This window comes from Enterobacter sp. CPE_E863, assembly GCF_046521465.1.
GTDB classification, from domain to species: domain Bacteria; phylum Pseudomonadota; class Gammaproteobacteria; order Enterobacterales; family Enterobacteriaceae; genus Enterobacter; species Enterobacter adelaidei.
In genome coordinates, this window is the sequence record NZ_JBKFZX010000002.1 from 255,773 (window position 1) to 267,939 (window position 12,167).

General features: G+C 52.8%; 7 protein-coding genes and 9 pseudogenes. 8 read left to right on the plus strand and 8 right to left on the minus strand.

Going from position 1 to position 12,167, the window contains the following annotated elements:
* Positions 1–52 precede the first annotated feature (52 nt).
* On the plus strand, positions 53–889 hold the full coding sequence (gene fghA, locus ACLHV8_RS23610; protein ID WP_012561110.1) for an S-formylglutathione hydrolase: 837 nt from the start codon (positions 53–55) through the stop codon (positions 887–889).
* Positions 890–916: 27 nt separating this feature from the next.
* Here the strand turns inward: fghA and ACLHV8_RS23615 are convergent.
* From ACLHV8_RS23615 to ACLHV8_RS23630, 4 genes and pseudogenes are all read right to left on the minus strand, one after another.
* Positions 917–1,069: pseudogene (locus ACLHV8_RS23615) on the minus strand (resolvase); the annotation flags it as partial.
* A 114-nt stretch (positions 1,070–1,183) separates the two neighbouring features.
* Positions 1,184–1,460, minus strand: a pseudogene (locus ACLHV8_RS23620) (IS3 family transposase); the annotation flags it as partial.
* Between the two features lie 16 nt (positions 1,461–1,476).
* A complete protein-coding gene (locus ACLHV8_RS23625) occupies positions 1,477–2,553 on the minus strand; it encodes an IS110 family transposase (protein ID WP_000227969.1) in 1,077 nt (358 codons plus the stop codon).
* 272 nt (positions 2,554–2,825) lie between these two features.
* Positions 2,826–3,694 (minus strand): annotated as a pseudogene (locus tag ACLHV8_RS23630) (IS3 family transposase); the annotation flags it as partial.
* 81 nt (positions 3,695–3,775) lie between these two features.
* Between ACLHV8_RS23630 and ACLHV8_RS23635 the strand changes: the two are divergent.
* From ACLHV8_RS23635 to tnpC (ACLHV8_RS23660), 6 genes and pseudogenes are all read left to right on the plus strand, one after another.
* Positions 3,776–4,096 (plus strand): annotated as a pseudogene (locus ACLHV8_RS23635) (IS66 family insertion sequence element accessory protein TnpB); the annotation flags it as partial.
* Positions 4,093–4,443, plus strand: a complete 351-nt coding sequence (gene tnpB, locus ACLHV8_RS23640; RefSeq protein WP_016151369.1) for an IS66 family insertion sequence element accessory protein TnpB — start codon at positions 4,093–4,095, stop codon at positions 4,441–4,443. The pseudogene ACLHV8_RS23635 and the gene tnpB (ACLHV8_RS23640), both read left to right, overlap by 4 nt.
* Before the next feature lie 30 nt (positions 4,444–4,473).
* Positions 4,474–6,066: pseudogene (tnpC, locus tag ACLHV8_RS23645) on the plus strand (IS66 family transposase).
* 190 nt (positions 6,067–6,256) lie between these two features.
* Positions 6,257–6,661, plus strand: a complete 405-nt coding sequence (gene tnpA / locus ACLHV8_RS23650) for an IS66-like element accessory protein TnpA (protein ID WP_000839182.1) — start codon at positions 6,257–6,259, stop codon at positions 6,659–6,661.
* Positions 6,658–7,005, plus strand: a complete 348-nt coding sequence (gene tnpB, locus ACLHV8_RS23655; RefSeq protein WP_000612626.1) for an IS66 family insertion sequence element accessory protein TnpB — start codon at positions 6,658–6,660, stop codon at positions 7,003–7,005. The genes tnpA and tnpB (ACLHV8_RS23655) overlap by 4 nt, the downstream gene beginning before the upstream one ends.
* A gap of 48 nt (positions 7,006–7,053) precedes the next feature.
* Positions 7,054–8,586 (plus strand): annotated as a pseudogene (gene tnpC, locus ACLHV8_RS23660) (IS66 family transposase).
* 135 nt (positions 8,587–8,721) lie between these two features.
* Here tnpC (ACLHV8_RS23660) and ACLHV8_RS23665 read toward each other — a convergent pair.
* Together ACLHV8_RS23665 and ACLHV8_RS23670 are read right to left on the minus strand one after the other, a co-directional pair.
* Positions 8,722–9,006: pseudogene (locus ACLHV8_RS23665) on the minus strand (copper-binding protein); the annotation flags it as partial.
* Positions 9,007–9,062: 56 nt separating this feature from the next.
* Positions 9,063–10,031 carry an IS5-like element IS903B family transposase gene (locus ACLHV8_RS23670; protein WP_022649395.1) on the minus strand — a complete coding sequence of 323 codons (969 nt, stop codon included), beginning with the start codon at positions 10,029–10,031 and terminating at the stop codon, positions 9,063–9,065.
* Here ACLHV8_RS23670 and ACLHV8_RS23675 point away from each other — a divergent pair.
* Positions 10,011–10,313: pseudogene (locus ACLHV8_RS23675) on the plus strand (hypothetical protein); the annotation flags it as partial. The gene ACLHV8_RS23670 and the pseudogene ACLHV8_RS23675 sit on opposite strands and share 21 nt — an antisense overlap.
* A gap of 22 nt (positions 10,314–10,335) precedes the next feature.
* On the opposite strand, the gene ACLHV8_RS23680 reads toward ACLHV8_RS23675, so the two are convergent.
* Positions 10,336–10,614: an EAL domain-containing protein gene (locus ACLHV8_RS23680; RefSeq protein WP_007898884.1), complete on the minus strand. Its 279-nt coding sequence runs from the start codon at positions 10,612–10,614 to the stop codon at positions 10,336–10,338.
* 261 nt (positions 10,615–10,875) lie between these two features.
* Positions 10,876–11,879, minus strand: a pseudogene (locus ACLHV8_RS23685) (IS110-like element IS4321 family transposase).
* Positions 11,880–12,167 lie beyond the last annotated feature (288 nt).

Sequence of the window (12,167 nt, forward strand, 5' to 3'; positions counted from 1 at the left end):
AAGATACTTCCCCTGGCTTCGGTCAGGGGAAATAACCATGAGATAACGGCTGATGGAACTCATTGAGCAGCATGCCAGCTCTGGCGGCTGGCAAAACGTGTACCGGCATTATTCACAATCCCTTAATTGTGAAATGAATTTCGGTGTGTATCTTCCTCCCAAAGCAGTAACAGAAAAACTGCCGGTACTATACTGGTTGTCGGGCCTGACCTGTACTGAGCAGAATTTCATCACCAAATCAGGTATGCAGCATTATGCAGCCCGGCATAACGTCATCGTTGTTGTCCCGGATACCAGTCCCCGGGGTAATAATGTCCCGGATGCCGACAGTTACGATCTTGGCCAGGGGGCCGGTTTTTATCTGAACGCGACGGAACAGCCGTGGAATGTTCATTACAGGATGTATGACTATATTCTCAGAGAGCTTCCGGATGTCGTCATGAATCATTTTCCTGCAACGGCAAGAAAATCTATATCCGGTCATTCTATGGGAGGGCTGGGTGCTCTGGTGCTGGCTCTGCGAAATCCTGGTGAATATGTGAGCGTATCAGCATTTTCCCCGATAGTATCGCCTTCTCAGGTGCCATGGGGGCAACAGGCATTTAGCGCTTACCTGGGTGAAAACAGAAAAACGTGGGAAGCCTACGATCCAGTCAGCCTCATTTTACAGGGTGAAAAATTACCAGAAATCTTCATTGATCAGGGGCTGAGTGACGCCTTTTATGAAGAGCAACTGCGCACCAAAATCCTTGAGAGAGTATGCAATGAGATGAACCTCAATGCGTCGTTCCGATATCATACTGGATACGACCACAGCTATTATTTCATTTCCAGCTTTATTGGTGAGCACATTGCTTACCATGCCAACAGGCTCAGGCTGTCAGCATGAGTTGATTTCCAGCCTCAGAAAATGTGCTTAATTTTCAGGCCTGAACAGGGCCTGAACCCTGCAGACCTGAGATGTACTGTAACTGGTGGCTTCAGCAGTTTCTCTTATGCTCAGTTTCTTGACCTGTCGGTAATACAGAACTTTCTTATGTCGTTCCTGATCGGCCTGTTTGCCCCGGTGAATAGCCACGGATAATCTAGACACTTCCGAGCCGTTGATGGACTGACCCCGCCCCGGTAGACGATCCTGCCCTATAGTTTGGACTGACCCCACGCCTGTAGACAAATCCTGTCCTCACGACGAGGCCTGTTCGAAGGCCTCCGGACTGACGCCGCCGAGGTGGCTGTGGCGCCGGGACCGGTTATAGAAGACTTCAATGTAATCGAAGATCCGCCCGGGCCAGATCCCTGGTTTTATATATGCGTTTTCTGATCCGTTCTTTTTTCAGCGAACTGAAGAACGATTCGGCCACCGCATTATCCCAGCAGTTGCCACGCCGGCTCATGCTCGGCGCCAGGTTATTGGCCCGGTAGAAGCGCTGCCAGTCGTCACTGCCGTACTGGCTGCCCTGGACGCCCTTCTAAGAGTCAAGCTGTTATCGGGATACTGTTGATCCGCCTGTTTTGATTGCGCAGTAACGTGTAAACTTCGCGGGAGATATATCGCTTTAGACAGCGTATCGCTTCCATTTTTGTATGTCCTTCGGCTACACGCCTGGCGACATATTCCTTTGTTTTTGCGTCAGTTCGTAAGCGTCCGATGGCGATGATGTGAAGTGCACTATTTGCAGCACGATCTCCACCACGATTAAGTCGGTAACGGTTCGTTTTTCCAGAAGAAACGGGGACCGGGCTGACACCACACAGTGCCGCAAATCCTGATTCTGATCTTAACCGTTGAGGATTGTCTCCGGCAGTGATCAGCAACTGTGAAGCGCTTTCGTATCCGATAGCATTACGTTTAATCAGCTCAGGTGCCAACTCGTCGACAATTGCCGCAATCATGACATCCAGATCAGCGATTTCGTCATGTAACTCGAGATAGCGTCGGGCAAGGGACTTTAATGAAATGCGATAAACGTTGGTTACATTGCGGTATTCACTGGCATCAGGTCTCCAGGAACCCAGGGTCCTGATGAGCTGCATGCGCGTCATATTTCTGAGCTGTTCACGTAATTCATCCGGGGCAGAGATAATATTTGAATGGATAATCTGGAGAGCGACTCTGCGGGCTGATATTGCTGTTTTTCGGCAAGTTTTTAATACCCGCAGGGACTCAATCATGCCATCACGCGTTTTGGGAGTAACTGTCCTGATGCCTGAGAATGCTGCATGAGCGGCACATTCAGCATCAATTGTGTCACTTTTACCCCGTTTGCGTCGCTCCATCCGGTCTGGAGCAGTCACCTCAAGAACTTCTAACCCGGCGTTCTGAAAATAACGAAGCAAACCGGAACCATAGGTACCTGTGCACTCAACACCAATTCGCTTTAATGTCCCAAACGAGGTCATCCATGCCAGCATCTGCCGGTAACCTTGTCGTGTTGTGGAGAAATACTGAGTCCCAAGGACTTTATTGTTCTGATCTACGACAGCGGCAACGTGCAAATCTTTATGTGTATCCACGCCACCCACAACGGCAGCTTCGGTAACTTTATCAACCATGACAGAGCTCCTGTGAGGAAACAGAGTTGAATCTCCAGACAGATAACCTGGACAGGACAGTAACGAGACAAGCCGTCAGGCCCTTCTTGAGTCACGCGCATCGGTGAGGAGATGCCTCGCATGAAGGCGCTTCCGGCAACCGACGGGTCCAGGGCAGGACACAAAAGGTCGATCGCTGTGTGAGTCAGGATGCGGGAAGGTCTTCACTGCATCAGTAATCACACCAATCTGGTTAAACGGCAAACTAAGTGGTGGTAAAGACTGACATCGGCATTATTACTATCGCTGTGGAACATCACCCCGACGGGCTTACCACGGGTTTCCCATGCCATTTCCAGTGCTTTCATGGTGAGCCTGCTGTCCGGCGAGAACGGCATGGCCCAGCCCACTGGTTTTCTTGCGAACAGGTCGAGAACAACGGCGAGGTACGCCCAGCGCTTACCCGTCCAGATATAGGTCACATCACCGCACCACACCTGATTTGGTTCCGTTACGGCGAACTGTCGCTCAAGATGATTCGGGATAGCAACGTGCTCATGACCGCCACGCTTATACCGGTGAGTCGGCTGCTGGCAACTGACCAGCCCCAGCTCTTTCATGAGTCTGCCAGCAAGCCAGCGCCCCATCTGGTAACCTCTCTGGGTTGCCATTGTGGCGATGCTTCTTGCTCCGGCAGAGCCGTGGCTGATGCCATGCAGTTCAAGTACCTGACTGCGTAATACAGCCCGTCTGCCGTCTGGCTTTTCAGGACGGTTTTTCCAGTATTTGTAGCTGCTGCGATGAACCCCGAACACATGGCAGAGAGTGGCCACAGGATAACGCGCCCTGAGTTTCCCGATTATCGAGAACTGTTCAGGGAGTCTGACATCAAGAGCGCGGTAGCCTTTTTTAATATTTCATTTTCCATTTCAATACGTTGTAGCTTTTTCCTGAGCTCACGGATTTCAATTTGTTCCGGGGTAATGGGGGAGGCTTTTGGTGTTTTGCCCTGCCGTTCATCACGTAATTGTTTCACCCATCGCGTCATTGTGGAAAGGCCGACATCCATAGCGCTGGCTGCATCTGCCACGGTGTAGTTCTGGTCAACGACCAGTTGAGCGGATTCGCGTTTAAACTCTGCGCTGAAATTTCTTTTTTTCATTATGACACCTGTGTTGTTCTGAGGTGAGCATATCACCTCTGTTCAGGTGGCCAAATTCAGTAAACCACTTCATATCAGCCTGGAGCCTGTGTTGCCCGGTTGGCGCGGGATAATGGAATTAATGACAATCTGCTGTTTACCTGGCGCCAGCGTTACAGACATCTTCTGCCCGATGAAATACAACGGTCAATCAGAGAGCAAGACTCTGTTATCCCCGTTGTCCTGCCTGATATGGTCCTGTCACACCATGCTGAGCCGCACTATGAACCCGCCGCTCCAGCCTGCCGCGAGGCCATGACATGCGAGGTGACTGTCGGCGGTGCCAGCCTGCGTCTGTCCGGGGATTTATCACCTGCACTTCTGAAAACGCTGATCCGCGAGCTGAGCGGGAGGAGCCGATGATACCCTTACCGTCAGGCACTCGTATCTGGCTGGTTGCCGGGGTCACCGATATGCGTAAGTCCTTCAATGGTCTGGGCGAACTGGTCCAGCATGTTCTTGATGACAATCCGTTCTCCGGCCACCTGTTTATCTTCCGTGGTCGTAAAGGTGACACCGTGAGGATCCTCTGGGCTGATGCTGACGGTCTGTGTCTGTTTACCAAACGTCTGGAAGAGGGACAGTTCGTCTGGCCTGCTGTACGCGACGGCAAAATCGCCATCACCCGCTCACAACTCGCCATGCTCCTCGATAAGCTGGACTGGCGGAAACCTAAAACTGCACGCCTTAACTCACTGACGATGTTGTAAAAAGCGCATGACCGCATTATAAATGGGGTCATGAGTCAGGACTATCTCGCCCGTATCGCTGCGCTGGAAGACGCGCTTCGCCAGAAAGACAGCCAGCTCAGTCTCGTTGCTGAGACTGAGTCGTTCCTGCGTTCAGCGCTGGCCCGCGCAGAAGAGAAAATAGAGAACGAAGAGCGTGAAATAGAACATCTGCGGGCTCAGATAGAAAAACTGCGCCGAATGCTGTTCGGTACCCGTTCAGAAAAGCTACGCCGGCAGGTCGAAGAAGCCGAAGCCCTGCTGAAACAGCAGGAGCAGCAAAGCGATCGTTACAACGGCCGGGACAATGATCAGCAGGTTCCGCGTCAGTTGCGCCAGTCCCGTCATCGTCGCCCGTTACCGGAACATCTTCCCCGCGAAATAAACAGACTGGAGCCAGCTGAAACCAGCTGTCCTGGTTGCGGTAGTGATATGGCCTATCTCAGCGAAGTCAGCGCGGAGCAACTGGAGCTGGTCTCCAGCGCCCTGAAAGTGATCCGCACGGTCAGGGTGAAAAAGGCCTGTACCCGATGCGACTGCGTCGTTGAAGCGCCAGCGCCCTCACGTCCTATCGACCGGGGCATCGCCGGGCCGGGTCTGCTGGCCCGCGTGTTAACGGCCAAATACTGTGAACACCTGCCGCTGTATCGCCAGTGCGAAATCTTTGCCCGTCAGGGTGTGGATCTGAGTCGTGCGCTGCTCTCCAACTGGGTGGATGCGTGCTGCCGGTTAATGGCCCCGCTGGATGAAGCCCTCTACCACTACGTGATGGACTGCCGCAAACTGCATACGGATGACACTCCGGTGCCCGTGCTGGCGCCGGGCAGAAAGAAGACGAAAACCGGGCGTATCTGGACATATGTCCGTGATAACAGAAGCGCGGGTTCATCAGATCCGCCAGCGGCATGGTTCGCCTTCTCACCGGACCGACAGGGGAAACACCCTCAGCAACATCTTCGGCACTATCATGGCGTGCTGCAGGCAGATGCCTTCGCAGGGTACGACAGGTTGTTCAGCGCAGAGCGTGAAGGTGGCCCGTTGACAGAAGCGGCATGCTGGGCTCATGCGCGGCGCAAAATCCATGACGTCTATATCAGCACCCGGACGGCCACAGCAGAGGAGGCTCTGAAGCGCATCAGTGAGTTATACGCGATAGAAGAGGAAATACGCGGCCTTCCGGCATCTCAGCGGCTGGCCGCCAGACGGTCCCGAAGTTAACCGTTGCTGATATCCCTGCATGACTGGTTGGTGGAGAAAAGTGCCACTCTGTCGAAAAAATCCCGGTTAGGCGAGGCGTTCGCTTATGCACTGAACCAGTGGGATGCCCTGTGTTACTACTGCGATGATGGTCTGGCAGAGCCGGATAATAACGCTGCTGAGCGCGCGCTACGAGCGGTCTGTCTGGGCAAGAAAAACTACATCTTCTTCGGCAGTGATCATGGTGGTGAACGTGGTGCCCTGCTGTATGGTCTGATCGGAACGTGCAGGCTGAACGGTATCGATCCAGAGGGTTACCTTCGCCATATCCTGAGCGTATTGCCGGAGTGGCCCATCAACAAAGTGGCCGAACTGCTGCCATGGAACGTAGATCTCACCAATAAATAGCCGTCAATACGGCGCTCACTTAACGCTTACGTTCACCTGAGGTGTTTTTGTAGTTATCTGGCGTTACGTGACAGTGTTGGTCAGATACTTCCACCTCTTCAGAGTTAAAGTAAGCGTCGTCTCAGCACCGTCTGGCAGATCCTGATATTCCTGAGAGGATAGTGGACACCAAATATGGTGGACGCTATCCATGAAATCATTAACCGCAGTGCGTAAAAAAAGCCCTAATTATCCCGTTGAGTTCAAAATCAAAATGGTTGAACTCTCGCATCGACCAGAGATCTCCGTAGCGCAACTCGCTCGTGAGCATGGGATCAACGATAATTTGCTGTTCAAGTGGCGCCAGTACTGGCGCGAAGGAAAACTACGTCCTCCTTCAACAACAGAAAACAACGTGCCTGAGCTGCTCCCGATAACACTTGATACCGAAGATGTTGTCCCTGCAACCTCCCCCCGGTCACAACCTGTAGCTGCTGCGGCACCTGAATCACTCAATATCAGCTGTGAAGTGACGTTCCGGCACGGATCACTCCGTCTGAATGGTGCCATCAGCGAAAATATCCTGAACCTGCTGATACGGGAGCTCAAACGTTGATCCCATTACCATCAGGGACAAAGATCTGGCTGGTCGCTGGCATCACCGATATGAGAAACGGCTTCAACGGCCTGGCGGCAAAGGTGCAGACGACGCTGAAAGACGATCCGATGTCAGGTCACGTTTTTATCTTCCGTGGGCGTAATGGCAGTCAGGTAAAGCTCCTCTGGTCTACCGGCGATGGACTGTGTCTGCTGACCAAACGGCTGGAGCGCGGCCGCTTCGCCTGGCCGTCAGCCCGGGATGGCAAAGTGTTCCTCACACCGGCACAGCTGGCGATGCTCCTTGAAGGTATCGACTGGCGGCAGCCTAAAAGACTGCTTACGTCACTGACTATGTTGTAGGCCTCTTTATCCTGGTCGACGCTGAATGAGCCTGGTAATATACCCGGTATGAACAGCTTTCCTGACGATATCGATGAACTGAAACGTCTCCTTGCCGAACAGGAGGCGCTGAACCGTGCCCTTCAGGAAAAGCTGAACGAGCGTGAACGCGAAATAGATCACCTGCAGGCGCAACTGGATAAGCTGCGCCGGATGAACTTCGGCAGCCGCTCCGAAAAAGTCTCCCGCCGTATCGCGCAGATGGAAGCCGACCTTAAGCAGTTGCAGAAAGAAAGCGATACCCTTACCGGCCGGGTGGATGACCCGGCCGTGCAGCGCCCGCTGCGGCAGACCCGTACCCGCAAACCGTTCCCTGAATCACTTCCCCGTGACGAAAAACGGCTGCTGCCGGCAGCGTCATGCTGCCCGGAATGTGGTGGTGCGCTGAGTTACCTGGGTGAAGATGCCGCCGAACAGCTGGAGCTGATGCGCAGCGCCTTCCGGGTTATCCGGACAGTACGTGAAAAGCATGCCTGTACTCAGTGCGATGCCATCGTGCAGGCCCCCGCGCCTTCACGTCCCATCGAGCGGGTATCGCCGGACCGGGGCTGCTGGCCCGCGTGCTGAGTTCAAAGTATGCAGAACATACCCCGCTGTACCGGCAGTCAGAAATATACAGCCGCCAGGGTGTGGAGCTGAGCCGCTCACTGCTGTCGGGCTGGGTGGATGCATGCTGCCGGCTGCTGTCACCGCTGGAAGAGGCGCTTCAGGGCTATGTCCTGACCGACGGTAAACTCCATGCCGATGACACCCCGGTCCAGTGCTGCTGCCGGGCAATAAGAAGACGAAGACCGGGCGGTTGTGGACGTATGTTCGTGATGACCGCAACGCTGGATCAGCAGTCGCGCCGGCGGTGTGGTTCGCTTACAGCCCGGACAGAAAAGGCATCCACCCTCAGACCCATCTTGCAGGGTTCAGTGGTGTGCTGCAGGCCGATGCGTACGCCGGGTTCAACGAGCTGTACCGCGATGGCCAGATAACGGAAGCCGCCTGCTGGGCTCACGCCCGCCGTAAAATCCACGATGTGCACGTCCGCACACCGTCGGCGCTGACGGATGAAGCCCTGAAGCGTATCGGCGAGCTGTATGCCGTTGAAGCGGAGATAAGGGGAATGCCGGCGAAGCGACGCCTTGCAGAACGTCAGCAAAAAGCTAAACCGCGGCTGAAATCCCTGGAAAGCTGGCTGCGTGAAAGGTGAAAACGCTGTCGCGACACTCAGAACTGGCGAAAGCGTTCACGTACGTACTGAACCAGTGGCCGGCGCTGGCTTACTATACTGACGACGGCTGGGCCGAGGCAGATAACAACATAGCTGAGAATGCGCTACGGATGGTCAGCCTGGGCCGCAAAAACTACCTGTTCTTCGGTTCGGATCATGGAGGAGAGCGGGGAGCGCTGCTGTACAGCCTGATCGGGACATGCAAACTGAACGGAGTGGAGCCAGAAAGCTACCTCCGTCACGTCCTTAACGTCATAGCGGACTGGCCGATAAACCGGGTCAGCGAACTACTCCCCTGGCGCGTAGCACTGCCAACTGAATAACACATCCCCGTCAATACGGTTCTCGCTGCACGCTTACGAGTTAAAGTTTGATATATGGGAAAAAAACGCTCCCGGACGGGAGCGTAAGCCAGTGACTTCGGCGTCAAATGAGGGTCTGACAAGTGGAGCTGCGGGTTAATTCTGGGTGATCTGGCTGCGATGCTTTTCAGCCTGCTGCTGATGAATAACGGAAGATAGACCATTATTCGCCTTCTCATGCACAACAGCGGCTTTCTCATGCTCGTTCATTTCGGAAAATGGCTTAGCAGTTTCTTGGGTGTTCTCAGGTTTGGATTTCATCATTTTTTTATGCATTTCAGCCATGTCCTGATGGGCAGCAGAATTGCCGTTTTGCATCATTTCATGGGACATTGCGGCCTGATCGTGACCGCTCATATCCATCATTTTCATGCTCTCCCCGGCTTTGTTGAATAAATCAGATTTCGGGTAAGTCTCCCCCGTAGCGGGTTGTGTTTTCAGGCAATACGCACGCTTTCAGGCATACCTGCTTTCGTCATTTTGTTCAGCGCTCGTACCAGGGCCATAGCCTCTGCAACCTGACCATCGTAGTCACGCAGTGTCAGTGAACCTCCGAACAGCTGTTTTACCCGGTACATCGCCGTTTCCGCTATCGAGCGACGGTTATAATCTGTTGTCCATTTCCACCGCGCATTACTCCCGGTCAGCCGCTGATTCGCAACAGCACGGTTACGGTCTGCATATTCACCGGGCCAGTAACCCGCGCCTTTTCGGGGCGGGATAAGCGCGCTGATTTTCTTACGCCGCAGTTCATCGTGACAGAGCCGGGTGTCGTAAGCGCCGTCTGCCGATGCTGCCCTGATTTTTCTGTGAGTCTGCCGGATAAGACCCGGGAAGGCTTCTGAGTCCGTCACATTGTTCAGCGACAGGTCTGCACAGATGATTTCATGTGTGTTGCTGTCAACTGCCAGATGCAACTTTCGCCAGATACGGCGGCGTTCCTGGCCATGTTTTTTGACTTTCCATTCGCCTTCACCAAAGACCTTCAGCCCGGTGGAATCAATCACCAGATGCGCGATTTCACCCCGGGTGGGCGTTTTGAAACTGACATTAACCGACTTTGCGCGCTTGCTGACACTGGTGTAATCCGGGCAGCGCAACGGAACATTCATCAGTGTAAAAATGGAATCAATAAAACCCTGTGCAGCCCGCAGGGTCAACCTGAACACGCGTTTAATGACCAGAACGGTGGTGATGGCGAGATCAGAATAGCGCTGAGGTCTTCCCCGTGATGAAGGCGTTGCCGACTCATACCAGGCCTGAATAGCTTCATCATCCAGCCAGAAAGTTATGGAGCCACGGTTGATGAGGGCTTTATTGTAGGTGGGCCAGTTGGTGATTTTGAACTTTTGCTTTGCCACGGAACGGTCTGCGTTGTCGGGAAGATGCGTGATCTGATCCTTCAACTCAGCAAAAGTTCGATTTATTCAACAAAGCCCACCTCCCCTGACGACATCCTTCTGCTGAAACAGCGCCTGTCCGAACAGGAAGCGCTGAACCGCGCCCTGCTGGAAAAGCAGGCCGACCGGGAGCGCGAAATAGACCATCTGCAGGCGCAGCTGGATAAGATTCGCCGGATGAACTTCGGCAGTCGTTCTGAATAAATCTCCCGCCGCATCGCGCAGATAGAAGCCGACCTGAACCGGCTTCAGACAGAAAGCGATACGCTGACGGGTCGGGTTGCCGATACGGGCCGGGCCCCGTATCGTTTTAACCCTGAATATTCATCGCAGATATTGTTTCGGGTTTTCCGGTATACCAGCCCTGAACTAGGTAACCGGGGCCAAGAGAACGGACGAATTCAAACTGTCCTGGCGTTTCCACCCCTTCAAACACCAGTGGTTTGCCAGTACCACGTAACCCTTTCACCACAGAAACAAGTAGCGCTCGCTTCACCGGGTCATCAATATTGGCAATAAAAATACGGTCTATTTTTATCTCATCGAAATCCAGTACCGTCAGCCATTCAATATGGGGGCCGCTTGGCAAACGGAATCTATGGTCACTCCCGTTTTTGCAACACCGATTTTGACGACAAGTTGGCTTGCTTGAATCTATCCGGCGTCTGAATGGGATTTTATTCCCGCGCCTTGATGAGTTCCGCGCCTGATGAACCTCCAGAAAATATACGGCTTCAATGAGCCTTTCCGTTTTACAGGTTCCTCAACAGGCCGGTGGGCCGTTAGTATCATCAATATCAGTATTCGCAAAACCAGATCAGTAATTCTTTAAACCGGTGTATTTCTGCCGTTATGCTACATAAGTTTGCTGTCGTGCCGTTAGGGCCCAGGCTATTCTGGCCAGCTTGTTTGCCAGAGCACAAGTGACGACAAAGTTGCTTTTCCGGCACAGTAAATCCCTGACCCAATCGGCCAATTTGCCAGACTGGTGTTCCAGTTTTTGTATGAATACCCTGGCACATTGAACCAACAAAGTTCGGATCTTTTATTACCTCGCTTACTAATTCCCAGCAATGTCGTCCTACCTCCCGTGCTGTACTGCCGAGGTACAAGCCCTGTTGCCGCCGCAAAGTCACGGCTGCTGGCGTACTGCTTCCCGTCGCCAATCTCAGTTGAAATAGTACTCGCTGTCAGTGTTCCGACGCAGGGAATGCTCAGCAAGCGCTGTCCAACCTCATCTTCGTCCAACTTTCGTTTCAACTGGGATTCCAAATCTTTAATCTGCTCAACAAGATAGTGATAATGCTGTTGTAATTTCAGCAATAACTGGCTGAGGTAAAGAGGCAAACTATTATCCTCAAGAATGGTACTCAGTCGGCTAATAACGGCAGCTCCTCGGGGAACGCTAATGCCAAATTCCAGCAGAAAAGCATGCATTTGATTGGTTGTTTTTACCTTATCCTGAACCAGGGATTCACGGACACGATGCAGAGCCCGCATTGCCTGCTGAGATTCCGTTCTGGGCTGCACAAAACGCATAGACGGACGCGATGCAGCTTCACAAATAGCTTCGGCGTCGACAAAGTCGTTTTTATTGCTTTTAACGAACGGGCGGACAAATTGTGGTGATATCAGCTTTGGGGAATGCCCCAACTCTTCCAACTTGCGTGCCATAAAGTGAGAACCGCCACAGGCTTCCATTGCGATGGTTGTAGCGGGGCATGTCGCCAAAAATTCGATCAACTTTGGCCGGGTAAATTTTTTACGGTAAACAGCCTTCCCGCGACGATCCTGGCAATGAATATGGAAAGAGTTTTTACCCAGATCGATACCAATGAGCGCAATGTTTTCCATGATAGTTCTCCGAATGAAAGCCTGTCCTCAGCATAGTACCGGGAAGGAGGGAGTGACCATCTCATTAAATATCCTACGTTAAGCCTGTTTCTTTAGCTGGCATTACAAAAAGCGAGCGTCTGCATGGTACAGACAGACACCCGAATACGATAAAAATGAGACGAAAAAAACGGTAATGCTGTCAACCTGTTGATGACTATTTTAATCTGTAGTCATTCAATCCTTGTAACATCAGGATGATCCTGGTGTCAGTGAAAATACGAAATCAACACGTTGGTATCATTACCC

Bases quoted from the DNA above. Each gene is read 5' to 3' on its own strand.
- fghA (WP_012561110.1), top strand. From the start codon at position 53: ATGGAACTCATTGAGCAGCATGCCAGCTCTGGCGGCTGGCAAAACGTG.
- ACLHV8_RS23625 (WP_000227969.1), bottom strand. From the start codon at position 2,553: ATGGTTGATAAAGTTACCGAAGCTGCCGTTGTGGGTGGCGTGGATACA.
- tnpB (WP_016151369.1), top strand. From the start codon at position 4,093: ATGATACCCTTACCGTCAGGCACTCGTATCTGGCTGGTTGCCGGGGTC.
- tnpA (WP_000839182.1), top strand. From the start codon at position 6,257: ATGAAATCATTAACCGCAGTGCGTAAAAAAAGCCCTAATTATCCCGTT.